The sequence below is a fragment of the Jeotgalibaca sp. A127 genome (genome assembly GCF_052266745.1).
GTDB lineage: Bacteria > Bacillota > Bacilli > Lactobacillales > Aerococcaceae > Jeotgalibaca.
The window spans coordinates 1-13,982 of record NZ_JBQPRC010000006.1; the positions used below are offsets into that span (position 1 = coordinate 1).

Below are 13,982 nucleotides of genomic sequence, written 5' to 3' on the forward strand. Positions count from 1 at the left end.
TTTACCCAACTATCCAGCAGAAACAGTCTATTGAACGGAACTTTACGCTGAACCGATTCCTCTGGAACCAGTTACTGGCCATGCAGAAGGAACGCTATGAGAACGGCGGCTCCTTCGTCAATAAGTTTGGGATGAACTACCTCATCAAAGCGATGAAGTGGGAATTTCCGTTCCTGAAGGAGGCGGAGAGCACCAGCCTCCTGTATGCGTCCGCCGATTTGGCCGACTCCTTCGACCGCTTCTTCCAGAAACAGAACGCCTTCCCCCGCTTCAAGTCACGCAAGCGTCCGAAAAACAGCTACAAATCCAATTGCGTCAACGGGAACATCCAGGTGGTGGATAACCACTATCTGAAACTACCGAAGCTGGGGCTGATGAAGGCCTACGGCCTGGATCGCATCCGCGGAAAAATCAAGAGTGCCGTCATCCGGAAAGAATCGACCGGCAAATATACCGCCTCAATCCTGGTGGAGGAAGAGATGAAGAAGCTGCCCCTCACCGAAAAATCCATTGGTATTGACTTGGGTCTCACACATCTAGCTATCCATTCTGATGGAACAAAGCTTAATAACAAACACTTCGAACGCTCCCTGGCCAAAAAGAAACGAACGTGGGAACGAAAATTAGCCCGCCGCCGTCGGCTTGCTTTGGAAAAGATGGAAGCGCATAAGGAAACGACCGGAGAAGAGTTGGAACTGTCGTCCTTCCGCAACGTCCAGAAGGCGAAAGAGATGGTCGCGAAGTACAACCGCAAAATCCGGAATCAGCGCAACGATTATCTGCACAAGTACACGACCCACCTCGTCCAAAACTACGACACTATCGTCCTGGAGGATTTACGCACCCAAAACATGATGAAGAACCGGAAACTTTCCCGCTCCATCGCGGACGCCAGCTGGGCGATAATCAAGTCCATGCTGGCATACAAGTGCGCGTGGTATGGAAAGAACCTGGTCCTGGTTAACGCGTCTTACACGAGCCAGGATTGTTCTGCCTGCGGGCGTCCGGACGGAAAGAAGCCGCTCCACATCCGCGAATGGACCTGTCCGGGATGCCACGCGCATCACGACCGGGATATCAATGCCGCAAGGAATATCCTTGCCAAAGCGTCCGCCGGACGGTAAACGGCACGAGCCAGGGACTGGCTCTGGTCAAGAGACGTACCCGCTGCCCGTTGGAAACCCATCGGGTAAGGCAGCGTTGTTCCCAGAAGCTCGGGCATTCATGCCCGAGTAGTTCACCTGGGATTTAGAAAGGCTGAATGAAGCATGAATCAAATGATGTTACAACAACTAGTTGAGGATATTTCCTTAAAATATTTTTCCCGTCCGTTTTTACACCAAGCAACTTTCAACCCACGTTTGAAAACGACCGGGGGGCGCTATCTATTACGTAGTCATAATCTCGATTTCAATAAAAGGGTTTGGGAATTATATGGAAGAGAAGAGTTAATTTCTGTTATAAAGCACGAACTTTGTCATTACCATTTACATTTGGAAGGGAAAGGTTATCGTCATAGGGATCAAGATTTTAAGCAGTTATTAGCTGCGACAGGTGGTAGTCGCTACGTGAAGGATTTACGCTCTGAACTTGAAAAAGAAAAATTGCTTCATTATATGTGTTCAGATTGTGGGCAAATGATCCCAAGGAAAAAGAAAATAAATACCGCTAAATATGTATGTGGACGATGCAAAGGAAAGTTGACTTTGAAAATAATGTGAAACATGGGGATGAAGAGGATGGACTATTCCAAAGAAGAGCTGCTCGAAGCAAAAAGACAAATTGCTTCGATATTACATAAATTGAGGGAAACGTTGAAGACACTAAAAGCGAAAGAAAATAGCGAAAGATACAAATCACAAATTACTTTGGCTAAACGGCGAATAACGGCTTTCGAAATAGCAATAGATTTGATCGAGAAGGAATTAAAGACCTAAGGTAACAAAGAAACCAGGAACAGGTTTTGATAACAGTCTGTACAAGACTCTGTAAAATCCAAATAGTTGTGCATTTTTTTACTTACACTGCAATTTTTTTCTAACAGTTTTGTTTTCGCAAACAATTATTTATACAAAAAAAGCCACCCGATTAGGTGGCTTTAATAATTTATCGTATGCGGCCAAGAGGACTTGAACCTCCACGGGGTTGCCCCCACCAGCCCCTCAAGCTGGCGCGTCTGCCATTCCGCCATGACCGCGCAACTATTTCAGTATAGGTCTGAAAACGATTTTTGTCAACACAAAAAAACGTGTTCCAACGATAGTTTGTTGGAACACGGAAAATTTATTAATAGCCTAGTTTCTTCGTTTTAGGCAGGAATAAAGTAGGCGTGGTGCGAACAATGACCAACAATACAACGACTGTAAAAGTAGCTGTAGCAAAGGCACTGGCACCATTCATAACGATTGAATAAAACCAAGGGCTCCATCCTTCTGGTGCGTATTGCCCCCAGAAATAATAACCAGCGATTGTATGCCAGAAGAATCGAGCTGCGGTTCCGACAACAGAAGCGAGAACTATATATAGGCTAGCGCGAAATTTATCATCTGACTGCATCATTTTTTGTGTTTTGCTGGACCAAATTCCGGCAAACCCACTGAATCCGAATGCAACAAAATATTCAATAAAACCTTGCAGAGGAGTCAGGATGTCTGCATTTGCGACAAAAATATGCATGATTCCCCATAGAAAACTTGCTACCATACCGGGAACAAAGCCACGACGTAGGGCATATAAGATTAGTACAGGCTGGCCAACTGTAATAGTGAAGCTCGGACCAATCTCTAGTGGGACGAACGATAACGCCGTAGCTAAGGCTGCCATTATTGTGGCTTCAATCCAGACATTTAAATTTTTTGACATAAAAAAATCTCCTCCTTATTGTAGAATGGAACTAACCTACTACAAAGGAGGAGAAAACAATTATTAACGTGTTCTCAACTCACACAATCCCTACGCTCGCATTAACGAAACAGGTTCAGAGGGTTAGAATTCTCATTCAATCTCAGCCGTTTCCGGCTCCCCTTTGTGATAAGTGTCCTATTCAATTGTATATAGCTTACCATAGCCGATAAAACAATGCAACACAATCGTTTAATCTGTACTATTTTCTAATGTACGATTAAATTTTTCCTCGAAATTTTTTTTCTTGCGGAAATTGATAATAAAGTCGATGAGGGCACCTGTAAATAACCCGATTCCAAAGCCCCAATTTATTTCATTAAATAAATAACCGATGATCAAGCCAGCGAACATCCCGATTGTTGAGAATGTATACGAATTAACGTGTTCAGTTTGTTTAGTTTCTGTCTCTTTTTTATAATTACCCACAGAAGGGTGGATAATAGATGTTTTCGTTTGGATATTTTTTCGTTGGATGTTAGATCCTTTTTTCTTTGCCAAAAAAATCTCATTCCTTTTCTAATGTATTTATTTGCTAGTATAACAAATAAAGTTGCCTTGCCGCAACGTCAGAAAGGAACCTTCCATCTTATTCTTCGCCCGGTTCCATGTCGACTGAATCTTCTTCCTTGAAATCCAATACACCATCTTGAAGCATTTTGAAGGCATCATCTTTAGGTGTATAGCCAATGTCAAAATGCGCCTGGGAAATATCCATGCGCGGGAAGCGATTGTTCGAGACGCCATTGACCAATAAGAAAGGTTCAGCCAATTCGGCTTCCAGGCAGCAATCGATTAGATGGCACATGTCTCTTTTGGACAAATATATGGCAAGTCCGTCCATATCTGTTACACCGGGTTCAATTTTACTATCAAAACCGCCAATTCTGATTCCAATCGCTTCTTGCTTGGAAGTATAGGCATGGAAACTAGCCAATGCTTCCATGTATACTTTTGAAACACCATATGCATCTGCCGGTTTTGGATAATCTGATGTTTTTACTTGAACATTTTTAGGATATCCCATAATTGCGTGCACAGAGCTGGCAAAAATAATGCGTTTAACGTTGCTTTTTATAGCCGCTTCGAATAAATTATGGGGAACTTTATAATTTAAATCGAGTAAGGTACCGTAAAAATCTGCTTCAGGACTAGGATCACCGGCCAAATGGATAACGTACTCAATATCAGTCAACAAGTCATTCCAATTTTCTGGTTTGACTAAATCGATATCCAAATAAATGAGTCCTTCGAGTAATGTATCAGACAAATTAGTAAATTCGACATCAACTAAAGTTAGTTCATGATTTGGTTTTAAATATTCGGTTAATACGGTCCCTATATTCCCGTTAGCACCAGTAATCAATATTTTAGCCATTTTACATACCTCCTGCACGTTTATAGACTAAATTTATAAATATAGAAATTAAATGTCAATTAAAAGCCATCGAAAATGAAAGAAAGTATTCAACTTTTAGGATATACTACATTCACACATAAAATACCGAGGGGGGACCGAGTAATGCCGAATATGGATTACGAACTTTATATGGATACAGCGGTACTCGCTGGGAAAATAATGCTGGAAAGCAATGCAGAGACGTATCGCGTGGAGGAGACTGTTACACGAATATTGAATCTAACAGAATTAAAAATGATTGATGCCTTGGCGCTTACAACTGGATTGATAGCGACTTTGGATAGTCCGGAGATGGATGCCATAACTGTTGTCAAACGAATCAGTGTGCGCAGTACGAATCTGGGAAATATTACCAGAGTCAATGATATTTCACGTCGTGTGACTAGTGGGGTCATTACAATCGAAGAGGCTTATAAGCAACTGAACGATATTAATGGAAAAACGTATAATGAATTATTTCAATCGATTGCCCTTATCGGGTTTATCCAAGCGATTGCCATTATGTATCAGGGCGGATGGACAGAATTTACAGCTCTCATTCCCATTTCAATAGCTGTTGCTTTTATTCGCTATTATGGTGGCCGTTGGCGTGTAACATCTTTTATTATTGACATGGTCGCAAGTTTCTTTATTGCCCTGCTTACTTATTTTATTGGGACAAGCGTTTCAGTTCCGATTTCTCAAGATATTATGATAATTTCTGCAATTATGCCTTTATTGCCTGGTACGGCCATGACAAATGGGGTGCGGGATATATTCCGAGGAGATTATATGTCCGGAGGGGCAAAAATACTTGAAGCATTCTTAATTGCTGTTTTTGTGGCAATGGGGATTGGTTTTGGATTAGTTTTAGGAGGGAGATTATTCGGATGATTACGATAATTTTTGAATCACTCGTTGCTTTTATTGCCGATGTTTTATTTGCGGTACTGCTGCAGTCTCCTAAACGCTCTCTCTTCCATATCGGTTTAACGGGAGCTCTGGGATGGTTTGTATATTTGATTAGTTTACAGTTTTTTGAAAATGTGGTTGCGACTTTATTGGCAAGTTTGACCATAGCTCTCTTTTCGCAATATTTTGCCCGTATTTTGAAAACACCCACGACTATTTATTTTTTACCTGCATTTTTTCCGCTTGTACCGGGGGAAGGGATTTATCGAGCTGTTTTTTCTTTTATTGAAGGCGATTATAGTAGCGCCACGGTTTATTTAAACGGAGCTCTACTCGTGTCGGGCGCAATTGCTGTTTCCATATTTTTGGTTGATTCGATGTTTAATCTTCAAGCACGCCTGAAAGTAATCAGTTTATCAAAAAAGTAATCATGTTGTAATCAAATTATTAAACGGTAGTAAACTAGTAATGGTAAGATATTCGTTAGGAGGCGAGTTTTTTGTCAGATAAAATACAATCTCGTGCACAGCGAAATAAACACAATAAAAAAAATAATGGTCGTTCTGATTTAGTATTGAAATTATCTATTGGTTTACTTGTTCTTGCTATCTTTATATTACTGCTGGAATTAATTTATCCTGGATCAAACGGGGCAAACGAGAATGATTTAGCCCTTGATTCCAAACAATCTGAATCTTCAATGATCATTCAAGAAACAGAATCTGAAGTAGATTCGGAATCATCTGAGGAATCGGTGGAATCAACTGAAAGTAAAGAATCTGAATCGAAAGAATCAGAGGAATCAGAAGTACGTGAAGTGGCATCCAACGATCCAAATGTTATCAAAGCATATGTTGGAGATTGGGCACCTATCGGAACAACGCAAACCGGGACACATGTGACGAATTATAACGACGGAAGTGCGGATCGCATTGAAATAAAGCAAGCAACTGCTCAAGCCACAGGCATCCCTGAGGGGGACATGGTTGAGTATTGGATTGGAAACGACGGGGACCAGCGTGTTACCGCAACAATTATGCAAACTTCAACAGGACGTTTTTATAAAGCTTATCTCACCTGGGTTGACGGCAAGGGTTGGCAAGTGACCCGCTATGACGAAATTAAAGAAGTTGTACAATGATAAAAAGAGGCGAACCCATTGGTTCGCCTCTTTTTGACTGTGAAGTTTTGTTAAATCAGTTCTCTTCCTCGTATCGTAATTCCATCTCTTTCATTTCAGTGAAGCTAACTTGGTCGAGTGTTTTTGCTGCAAGAAACAGATTAAAATCGTCGCGCGCTTCGTGATCTGCGGCATCCCACACGGCGAAGTCTGCCTCTTCATTTTCGTCCCATTCCAAGTCTTCTTGAAAAAGCAACATACTATCCCGCCATTCACGATACGCTTCGTATCTCATAGAATCCATAATTACCTCCATCATCTAGCGAACAATAAAAACCATCTCATTTTCGCGTTTTTCTATATTTGTAAATCCCCGCATGAAACCAGCAGATTCAAGGGTTTTTCTACCGATTAAATCCCCTGTTCCAATAATACAACGTATATGTTGTATATGATTCAAGCCGTCGACATATGCAATAAACCTACGCAAGGCTTCTGTACCGAATCCTTTGTTTTGGTGCTGCCAAGCCATCATAAAATAGGGCAAGTTGATTGAATCACCAGTTTTTGAAAACTCGAATACCATAAAGCCGACAACTTCCTCTCGCTGGTTGATAACTAAAGGTATCCGTATATCAGGTGCAACATAAGCCTTGGCTATTTCTTCTGCCACAGTGGGTAATTTTCCGGCTTGCCAAGCTTCCATTTTAAGACTGAGTACTGCATCAAGGTTTTCCTCTGTTAGATTGGTTAACTTCAGCATCTCAACGATCCTTTCATATTGCTATTTTACTTATTATAGTAGAGAAGGTAGGAAAAGTCAGTGGTAACGTGATAAAATATAATTAATGAATTTCTGGAAAAGGGGGATATTGATGAGTACTGTGGCACGAAGGCAAGAGATTTTAGAATGCCTCAAACGGGTTGAGGTGGCTGTGAGTGCGAGGAAATTGGCAGAGCAATTCAATGTCAGCCGACAAGTCATAGTGGGGGATATAGCATTATTAAGAGCAGAGGGATATGATATCTTATCGACTCCAAGGGGTTACCTCCTCCCAAGGAATGAGGAAGAAACTTATCTTTATCAAGGTAAAATTGTCTGCTTGCACACCGCTGATCAAACGAAAGAAGAACTCCAGATCATAGTTGATAATGGGGGACAGGTGTTGGATGTCATCGTAGAACACCCATTGTACGGAACGATCTCGGGAAAATTAAGAATTGCCAATCGTTTTGACATTAAAGAGTATTTAAAAGAAGTGAAGAAAAATGAATCAAAAATGTTAGCTTCATTGACTGGTGGAATTCATACACATACCATTCAGTGTAAAGATAAGAAGACCTTTAACCGTATTAAATCTGAACTCGAAACAGCAGGGATTTTATATGGTTGACTTTTTCAATGAAAAAACTATAATCAAAAGGTAGGTGTCAAGACACCTGTTTTGACATAAAATTGTGATGAAGGGTTTTGATGTATTTTGAAAAATAGACAACGTACCAGAAAAATCACTATTGCAGCGTTATTGATTGCAGTAGGAATACTTATACCGATGATTTCTCCCTTGAAAATAATATTGGAACCCGCTTCTTTTACTTTAGCAAGCCATGTAGCTACTTTTATCGCGATGTTTATTTCCCCCTATGTAGCTGTTGCAGTTGCGATTGGAACTGCGTTTGGTTTCCTTTTAGGTGGATTCCCGATTGTTGTTACCCTTCGAGCAGCGAGCCATTTAATTTTTGCTTATTTAGGAGCAGTGTATTTATCTAAACACCCAAAAACTATGGCAATCACCAAAAATAGATGGATTTATAGTTTTTTAATTGGAATTTTACATGCATTATGTGAAGTGCTGGTTGTATCAGTTTTTTATTTCGCAGGCAATTTGTCGACCGCTTATTATGATCAAGGCCTACTTATTTCTGTTATGGGGCTCGTCGGTGTAGGTACGGTCATCCATAGTATGGTTGATTTGGAACTTGCTAGAATGGTATGGCGTGCTGTACCGAGTAAAACTGTCAAAGCTTAATGGTAAATACATCCTAGGTTGGATGTCTATTAAAACAATAAAGATTACTCTTATTGTTATAGGAGGGTGAATAAATGAAACATTTAAAAAAGTCGCTTGTATTATTAACTACTACTGTAACGCTAGGTGCTACGGGGACACTGGACCCTAAAAACGTATTAGCGAGTGAATCAGGAATTGATACGACTGTAATCAATGAAAAGTGGGGCAAACCCACCTTTGTCTATGGCGGGGGTCTGTCAGAAGTTCAAATAGAAGAAACAGCGGAATTATTAGGTATCGAAGTCATGGACAATGTTAATAGCATGGCTGTTACCGGTGAGGACCTGGCTAACTATTTAAATGAAGGTGCAGCCGACACATCAGTGATGATTTCATCTGTTCTTGTCCAGAAAGAGGATGCCGGTGAAGGTGTTGAAGTTACAATCCAAACACCTGACAATATCACTGAAATAACTGAAGAGCAATACACAAATGCCGCTATTACGGCTGGTGTTGCTGATGCAGATGTGATTGTTGCAAGTATCAGCCGTGTAACCGGTGAGAGTGCCTTGACGGGTATTTATAAAGCGTTTGATGCCAATGGTGAGAAACTAGATCAAGATCGTATGGAAGTTGCCCAGGAAGAACTGGAAACGACAAATGCAATTGCTCAAGAAAATGCTGCGGACGAAGGCTTTGATACTACCCGTTTGGATCAAGCTATCATTGAAATCAAGCAGGAATTGGCTGATTTAAAAGACCAGGTTGGCGAATTGGCTACTAGAGAAGATATTGAACGCATTATTAATGAGGCGTTGGCAAACAATCAACTTGAAGGCTATGTAACGCAAGAACAATTCCAACGGCTGCTTGACTTGTTTGAAAAGTACCAACAAACATCCGCGATTGACTCACAACAAGTGAAAGAACAATTGCAGGATTTGTCTAAAAATGTTCAAGGTAAAATCTCAGATTTAGTCTCAAAAGCTGAAGACAGTGGTGTCATTGACAAGATTGGTAATTTCTTCAATGAAATTTGGCAAGCAATTCTCAATTTATTTAACTAGGATATGAAAAAAGCGTTCTGCATTTTTGCAGAACGCTTTTTGTTATAAGGCATAGACTATTTCCGCTAATTGCAGCATTAAAGGAATCGTTATGATAGAAATGAGCGAAGTTAAAACGACTATGCGTGCTCCATACTCGTAGTTTCCTCCGAATAAACGCCCGAGAATTGCTGTGTTCGCTGCTGCTGGGGCAACGGAAGCAATCGTCATGACAAGTTCTACTTCGCTATTATTTATAGGCAACAATTTGATGATGATAATGGCCAGTATGGGGGTAATCACTAAGCGCATAGCTGCTGCTTTATATGAAGTCCTATTAGTGAAAATTTCTTTCAATTCGCTATTAGCCAGAAAACTACCGATAATAATCATTGCTAGAGAAGTATTCAGGGCTGCAACGCTATTAACTGCTTTCCACATGAATTGTGGAAGTGGCAGTTGGGTGATGTATATAGATAGGCCAATTAAAGCACCAACCATACCAGGATTGGTGAATACTTTTCGTAAACTCATGGAACTACGATCCCCAGAAATTAAAGCACGGCCATAAGTCCACTGAAGGATATTGTTGCACATAATATAGGCCGACATAAAAAATACTCCTTGTGTACCGATTAAAGCTGTAACAATGGGAATACCAAAGAATCCAGAGTTAGAAAAAGTAACACCATACTTTGCCGTGCGATCTTCTTCGTCGAATACAAAGTGATTTAATAAAATACGACTCGTAATTGTTAGGACAGCGGCAATGATAGCCCAGCCGAACAATTTTAATCGGTTGAAATCAAAGTCAGCATTAAAGGACGCAATCATCGATGCGGGCATCACATACATTGATAAAAGAGTAGAAATTTGTTTCGCGCCATTTCCGTCGATGACTTTTCTTTTAACCAAAGCAAAACCAAAAAGAATGAGTATCAGCATTGTTAACATTTGCTGTAATAATATCGTGAACATGAGTTAATGAATTTCTCCCCTCTGAAGTTAAAGATAATTACTATCTTACCATATTATTTTCTACCTTTTCGACCAAATTAGATTATAATGAGAATACTTTATATGACATTCGGAGGGAAAATTTATATGACTGATTTTTTAACGATTCACCCTGGTCCGCAAGAATACATTTGTGCAGAAGGTGTCTTGGCTAGTTTGCCAATGCGGCTGCATAGGATTGGGATTACTCGCATCCTTATCGTACATGGGACTATATCATGGAAAAAAGCACAACCATTCTTGGAGCCGTTGTTAACTTCAGATATTAATATAGAGGAATACCATTTTATGGGCGAGGCAAGTGAAGAGGCAATAGCGGCAGTATCAAAGCGTGCCACAGAAACGGGAGCCGAAGCCATTATCGGCTTGGGTGGTGGTAAAATTCAAGATACAGCCAAATATGCAGCCTATCTCTCTAATTCATTACCATTCATTGCTATCCCTACACTAGCGAGTAACTGCGCACCATGGACTTCAGTTACTGTTGTTTACCATCCAGAGGGGAGCATGTCTGGTTTGGAAGTCTTACCAGTCCAAGCAAAGATGTTATTGATCGAACCAGCATTGGTTATTAATTCCCCTAAAGAATATTTTATCGCAGGAATGGCAGACACTTTGGCGAAATGGTATGAGTCAGATGTCATCTTGTCGTTGCCTGGGAACCAAATGAGTCCCATGTTACTTATGGCACGTAGAGCAGCAGAACTTTGTCAGAACATCATTTTGGAAAATGGAAACAAGGCGCTAGCTGATTTAGAAATGGGAGTCATTTCTCCTGAAATAGTAGCCGTCATAGAAACAATTATTTCTATTAGTGGAACGGTTGGCGGTTTTGGAGATTACTTGGCCCGCACCACTGTTGCTCATGAAATTCATGATGCGATAACCGTTTTTCCGGAATCACATCAATTTTTACATGGCCATAAAGTAGGCTATGGTATTCTGGTTCAATTAGCAGTCGAGAATAAATGGGAAGAAATTTCAAAGCTGAAAGAATTCTATTTTCCATTAGGGATTCCAACGTCCTTGAAAGAGATGGGGCTTGATTATTTAAGCGATGAACAACTAATGGAAATCGGTCAATTTGCGGCTCGTAGTGAATCACCTGTTGGTATGCATCCTTATAATATAACGGCAAAAGTGATTGCTGATGGTATGAGAATCTTAGAAAAAACTAATAATTAAAGCATTACAGTGAACATCGGTTATAATAGGAATACTAAACATTATCAAGGAGGTTGACTAGTTTGGATATTCTGCAAAATCAAATCGAATCATTGGCTGCTGAAGCTAAAAAAATTAAAGAAAAAGCTTATGTTCCGTATTCTCATTTTCCGGTGGGAGCAGCTGTTCTCTATAAAGATGGTACAGTAATTCCCGGTGTTAACGTTGAGAATGTATCTTTCGGGGCTACGAATTGTGCTGAACGTACTGCTCTCTTTACTGGTGTCACTAAGGGCTACGGCAAGCATGATGTAGCAGCCATCGCAGTTGCTGCGAATGTAGAAGACTACATCATGCCTTGTAGTATTTGTCGTCAGGTAATGGTGGAATTGTGTGATTCTGACACACCGGTTTTCGTGACAAATGGAAAAGGTGATATCAAACGTTTAACCGTCTCGGATTTGGTTCCTTATGCATTTGATACAATGGATAATTAAAAAAACGTGTACCCAACTTAACCACTAGGGTGGTGAATGGGTATACGTTTTTTTATATTTTTATTAATAAGTATGCAATAACCACCATCAATAGAAAATGGATGCTTGTAGAAATGAGACCCTGGTAATATTTTTTGTTAGCATTTATATTGTCGATAGTTAAAAGGAAACTTACCAAATAACTTAATTGGTGGATCGCCACAAATAGAAGGGCCGGAATTCCCAATCCAATGGGAGCAACAAAAGATAATAAAAAGAATGCGAGTAAAATCAAAATGTAGAGTGCATTCATGGCGCTGAACTCAGCCAGCCAACTTCCAAAGGTTGAAGGCCCTTCAACTTTATTCTTTTGGAAGAGGTAGGATAGGATACCATATAATAAATAATTTAAGAAGAAAAAGAGACTTAATTTTATTAACCATTCCAGCCAGGAATAGGAAAAACTTAGAACAGGTAAGATTGAGATAGAGGATAAAACTTGGTATGTATTTTCTAAAGCTCCGACGACTCGCGTCACTATTCCAGCAGATAAAACAGCGGAAATAACGAGCGTTAAATATCCATATAAGGTCAGAATATTCAGGTCGGGAACGCTCTCTAGCGGGTGAACGGTTTTTCTAGCCAGGAAAGTCCCGTAATGTGATAAAGAAGATAATCCTTTTCTAAAGCTGAATTGCTTTTCATCTTTCCTAGATGAAGCTTCGACATTTATTTTGTAGGATTGCTTTTCTATGAAAGGCTTATTTCCCTTTTCTTCGATCACTTCCATTCCACACATGGGACACACAACGGCGTCATCAGGAATAGAGTGATTACAAAAATAACATTGTTTCATTTAAAAATTGCCCCTTTACAATTTCGGTCTCCCTTAGCATAATCGAGTTTCAATTTGAGCACAAGTAAAATTAACAAATTTCAAGGCTCATGTTACAATGGTGACATTACATTAAAAGGAGTCGATCTTATATGAAAATGGTTCACACTTGTATTCGGGTAAAGGATTTAGAAAAATCATTGGCTTTCTACAAGGAGGCTTTTGACTTCGAAGAAGTTTCTAGAAAAGATTATCCTGAACATAAATTTACTCTGGTTTATTTATCCTTGCCGGGTGACGATTATCAATTAGAGTTAACATATAATTATGATCATCCAGGCTATGAGTTAGGAGATGGCTATGGTCATATCGCAATAGCTGTGGAAGATGTTCCAGCGGCGCATGAAGCTCATAAAACTGCCGGTTTTGAAATGACGGATTTAAAAGGATTGCCTAATTCCGATTTCCGTTATTACTTTGTAATGGATCCAGATGGCTATAAAATTGAAGTTGTACAAGATCGTTAAAAAAAACTTGCGTATCCCATTTTAATATGATAATATATCATTTATGCGACGAGGCGACTTACGATCCATTTGCGATCGTAGTTGATGCGGGACATATGTGTTTAACACACCACGGTAAGTGGATGTTTGATAACAATTTGATGTGAACAAGGCGTTATCCATGATTATCATGCCGCAGGAGAGCTACACCCTTTTGGGTGTAGCTCTTTTTTTTGTGGTTCTATTATTTATGGTGTTGGTAGGTATTCTTCGCGGAAATCCCGCAGGACGGTTGGGTTGCTGGTGGCCGTGTCAAGGATGCAATGCGAAAGTAGGGACCGTTGATGCTTCAGCGTCTACGGTCCCTTTGAGGCTTGCAAGCCCGGAGACTACAGGCTCAGGGCGGTCCCACGGCAGTACACAAGCAAACACGCAGGCCAAAGGGCATTTCCTTCACCAACACTAGATAACCAAGAACCTTTTTTTGTTTGGTAAGTAGATTGAAGGGTACAAATGAAAATGAAAAAAATGACTTTTGATAGTCATGACCCAGCAACATTTCAATAACATCAATAATGAAAACCCTTTCTTATA

19 protein-coding genes, 1 tRNA gene and 1 riboswitch are annotated in these 13,982 nt (G+C 40.2%); of the genes, 12 read left to right on the top strand and 8 right to left on the bottom strand.

The genetic code is table 11. The features are described 5' to 3' along the window. The 3 genes from ACTVAI_RS07375 to ACTVAI_RS07385 form a co-directional block, all read left to right on the top strand. Window positions 1–1,124, top strand: a 1,124-nt coding sequence (locus ACTVAI_RS07375; protein ID WP_443486300.1) for an RNA-guided endonuclease TnpB family protein, incomplete at its 5' end; no start/stop codon positions are given. A gap of 144 nt (window positions 1,125–1,268) precedes the next feature. After that, window positions 1,269–1,721, top strand: a complete 453-nt coding sequence (locus tag ACTVAI_RS07380) for a SprT family protein (RefSeq protein WP_443472903.1) — start codon at window positions 1,269–1,271, stop codon at window positions 1,719–1,721. 18 nt (window positions 1,722–1,739) lie between these two features. Then, the gene (locus tag ACTVAI_RS07385) at window positions 1,740–1,937 is read left to right on the top strand and encodes a hypothetical protein (protein WP_443472904.1); all 198 of its coding nucleotides are present in this window, start codon (window positions 1,740–1,742) and stop codon (window positions 1,935–1,937) included. A gap of 177 nt (window positions 1,938–2,114) precedes the next feature. On the opposite strand, the gene ACTVAI_RS07390 is transcribed toward ACTVAI_RS07385, so the two are convergent. The 4 genes from ACTVAI_RS07390 to ACTVAI_RS07405 form a co-directional block, all read right to left on the bottom strand. Then, a tRNA-Leu gene (locus tag ACTVAI_RS07390) sits at window positions 2,115–2,197 on the bottom strand. A gap of 89 nt (window positions 2,198–2,286) precedes the next feature. Then, window positions 2,287–2,862 (bottom strand): energy-coupled thiamine transporter ThiT, encoded by a 576-nt coding sequence (gene thiT / locus ACTVAI_RS07395; protein WP_443472905.1) that lies wholly within the window; start codon window positions 2,860–2,862, stop codon window positions 2,287–2,289. Between the two features lie 70 nt (window positions 2,863–2,932). Continuing rightward, window positions 2,933–3,035, bottom strand: a riboswitch (TPP riboswitch). Window positions 3,036–3,093: 58 nt separating this feature from the next. Further along, the gene (locus ACTVAI_RS07400; RefSeq protein ID WP_443472906.1) at window positions 3,094–3,402 is read right to left on the bottom strand and encodes a hypothetical protein; all 309 of its coding nucleotides are present in this window, start codon (window positions 3,400–3,402) and stop codon (window positions 3,094–3,096) included. An 88-nt stretch (window positions 3,403–3,490) separates the two neighbouring features. Next, window positions 3,491–4,279, bottom strand: coding sequence for an NAD-dependent epimerase/dehydratase family protein (locus ACTVAI_RS07405; protein ID WP_443472907.1), 789 nt, complete (start codon window positions 4,277–4,279; stop codon window positions 3,491–3,493). Window positions 4,280–4,423: 144 nt separating this feature from the next. On the opposite strand from ACTVAI_RS07405, the gene ACTVAI_RS07410 reads away from it, so the two are divergent. From ACTVAI_RS07410 to ACTVAI_RS07420, 3 genes are all read left to right on the top strand, one after another. Beyond that, the gene (locus ACTVAI_RS07410) at window positions 4,424–5,194 is read left to right on the top strand and encodes a threonine/serine ThrE exporter family protein (RefSeq protein ID WP_443472908.1); all 771 of its coding nucleotides are present in this window, start codon (window positions 4,424–4,426) and stop codon (window positions 5,192–5,194) included. Continuing rightward, window positions 5,191–5,640, top strand: coding sequence for a threonine/serine exporter family protein (locus ACTVAI_RS07415; protein WP_443472909.1), 450 nt, complete (start codon window positions 5,191–5,193; stop codon window positions 5,638–5,640). The genes ACTVAI_RS07410 and ACTVAI_RS07415 overlap by 4 nt, the downstream gene beginning before the upstream one ends. Before the next feature lie 71 nt (window positions 5,641–5,711). After that, window positions 5,712–6,353, top strand: a complete 642-nt coding sequence (locus tag ACTVAI_RS07420; RefSeq protein ID WP_443472910.1) for a YrrS family protein — start codon at window positions 5,712–5,714, stop codon at window positions 6,351–6,353. 55 nt (window positions 6,354–6,408) lie between these two features. On the opposite strand, the gene ACTVAI_RS07425 is transcribed toward ACTVAI_RS07420, so the two are convergent. After that, a complete protein-coding gene (locus ACTVAI_RS07425) occupies window positions 6,409–6,636 on the bottom strand; it encodes a hypothetical protein (RefSeq protein ID WP_443486301.1) in 228 nt (75 codons plus the stop codon). Window positions 6,637–6,651: 15 nt separating this feature from the next. Next, window positions 6,652–7,095: a GNAT family N-acetyltransferase gene (locus tag ACTVAI_RS07430; RefSeq protein ID WP_443472912.1), complete on the bottom strand. Its 444-nt coding sequence runs from the start codon at window positions 7,093–7,095 to the stop codon at window positions 6,652–6,654. Between the two features lie 112 nt (window positions 7,096–7,207). Between ACTVAI_RS07430 and ACTVAI_RS07435 the strand changes: the two genes are divergently transcribed. From ACTVAI_RS07435 to ACTVAI_RS07445, 3 genes are all read left to right on the top strand, one after another. Next, window positions 7,208–7,726, top strand: a complete 519-nt coding sequence (locus tag ACTVAI_RS07435) for a transcription repressor NadR (RefSeq protein WP_443472913.1) — start codon at window positions 7,208–7,210, stop codon at window positions 7,724–7,726. 87 nt (window positions 7,727–7,813) lie between these two features. Further along, window positions 7,814–8,362 (top strand): hypothetical protein, encoded by a 549-nt coding sequence (locus tag ACTVAI_RS07440; RefSeq protein WP_443472914.1) that lies wholly within the window; start codon window positions 7,814–7,816, stop codon window positions 8,360–8,362. 74 nt (window positions 8,363–8,436) lie between these two features. Next, window positions 8,437–9,411, top strand: a complete 975-nt coding sequence (locus ACTVAI_RS07445; protein WP_443486302.1) for a DUF1002 domain-containing protein — start codon at window positions 8,437–8,439, stop codon at window positions 9,409–9,411. A gap of 42 nt (window positions 9,412–9,453) precedes the next feature. On the opposite strand, the gene ACTVAI_RS07450 is transcribed toward ACTVAI_RS07445, so the two are convergent. After that, window positions 9,454–10,368 (bottom strand): AEC family transporter, encoded by a 915-nt coding sequence (locus tag ACTVAI_RS07450; protein ID WP_443472916.1) that lies wholly within the window; start codon window positions 10,366–10,368, stop codon window positions 9,454–9,456. Between the two features lie 126 nt (window positions 10,369–10,494). Here ACTVAI_RS07450 and ACTVAI_RS07455 point away from each other — a divergent pair, with 126 nt between their 5' ends. Together ACTVAI_RS07455 and cdd are read left to right on the top strand one after the other, a co-directional pair. Continuing rightward, window positions 10,495–11,592: an iron-containing alcohol dehydrogenase family protein gene (locus ACTVAI_RS07455; RefSeq protein WP_443472917.1), complete on the top strand. Its 1,098-nt coding sequence runs from the start codon at window positions 10,495–10,497 to the stop codon at window positions 11,590–11,592. 68 nt (window positions 11,593–11,660) lie between these two features. After that, complete coding sequence (gene cdd / locus ACTVAI_RS07460; protein ID WP_443473130.1) at window positions 11,661–12,068, top strand: cytidine deaminase; 408 nt, start codon at window positions 11,661–11,663, stop codon at window positions 12,066–12,068. 52 nt (window positions 12,069–12,120) lie between these two features. Here cdd and ACTVAI_RS07465 read toward each other — a convergent pair whose 3' ends face one another. After that, the gene (locus ACTVAI_RS07465) at window positions 12,121–12,903 is read right to left on the bottom strand and encodes a hypothetical protein (RefSeq protein ID WP_443486303.1); all 783 of its coding nucleotides are present in this window, start codon (window positions 12,901–12,903) and stop codon (window positions 12,121–12,123) included. A 131-nt stretch (window positions 12,904–13,034) separates the two neighbouring features. Here ACTVAI_RS07465 and gloA point away from each other — a divergent pair, with 131 nt between their 5' ends. Then, the gene (gene gloA, locus ACTVAI_RS07470; protein ID WP_443472919.1) at window positions 13,035–13,409 is read left to right on the top strand and encodes a lactoylglutathione lyase; all 375 of its coding nucleotides are present in this window, start codon (window positions 13,035–13,037) and stop codon (window positions 13,407–13,409) included. Window positions 13,410–13,982: the final 573 nt, after the last annotated feature.

Excerpts from the sequence above, each read along its gene's own strand:
- ACTVAI_RS07380 (WP_443472903.1), top strand. The coding sequence starts at position 1,269 with ATGAATCAAATGATGTTACAACAACTAGTTGAGGATATTTCCTTAAAA.
- ACTVAI_RS07385 (WP_443472904.1), top strand. The coding sequence starts at position 1,740 with ATGGACTATTCCAAAGAAGAGCTGCTCGAAGCAAAAAGACAAATTGCT.
- thiT (WP_443472905.1), bottom strand. The coding sequence starts at position 2,862 with ATGTCAAAAAATTTAAATGTCTGGATTGAAGCCACAATAATGGCAGCC.
- ACTVAI_RS07405 (WP_443472907.1), bottom strand. The coding sequence starts at position 4,279 with ATGGCTAAAATATTGATTACTGGTGCTAACGGGAATATAGGGACCGTA.
- ACTVAI_RS07410 (WP_443472908.1), top strand. The coding sequence starts at position 4,424 with ATGCCGAATATGGATTACGAACTTTATATGGATACAGCGGTACTCGCT.
- ACTVAI_RS07415 (WP_443472909.1), top strand. The coding sequence starts at position 5,191 with ATGATTACGATAATTTTTGAATCACTCGTTGCTTTTATTGCCGATGTT.
- ACTVAI_RS07425 (WP_443486301.1), bottom strand. The coding sequence starts at position 6,636 with ATGGATTCTATGAGATACGAAGCGTATCGTGAATGGCGGGATAGTATG.
- ACTVAI_RS07430 (WP_443472912.1), bottom strand. The coding sequence starts at position 7,095 with ATGCTGAAGTTAACCAATCTAACAGAGGAAAACCTTGATGCAGTACTC.
- ACTVAI_RS07435 (WP_443472913.1), top strand. The coding sequence starts at position 7,208 with ATGAGTACTGTGGCACGAAGGCAAGAGATTTTAGAATGCCTCAAACGG.
- ACTVAI_RS07445 (WP_443486302.1), top strand. The coding sequence starts at position 8,437 with ATGAAACATTTAAAAAAGTCGCTTGTATTATTAACTACTACTGTAACG.
- ACTVAI_RS07450 (WP_443472916.1), bottom strand. The coding sequence starts at position 10,368 with ATGTTCACGATATTATTACAGCAAATGTTAACAATGCTGATACTCATT.
- ACTVAI_RS07455 (WP_443472917.1), top strand. The coding sequence starts at position 10,495 with ATGACTGATTTTTTAACGATTCACCCTGGTCCGCAAGAATACATTTGT.
- ACTVAI_RS07465 (WP_443486303.1), bottom strand. The coding sequence starts at position 12,903 with ATGAAACAATGTTATTTTTGTAATCACTCTATTCCTGATGACGCCGTT.
- gloA (WP_443472919.1), top strand. The coding sequence starts at position 13,035 with ATGAAAATGGTTCACACTTGTATTCGGGTAAAGGATTTAGAAAAATCA.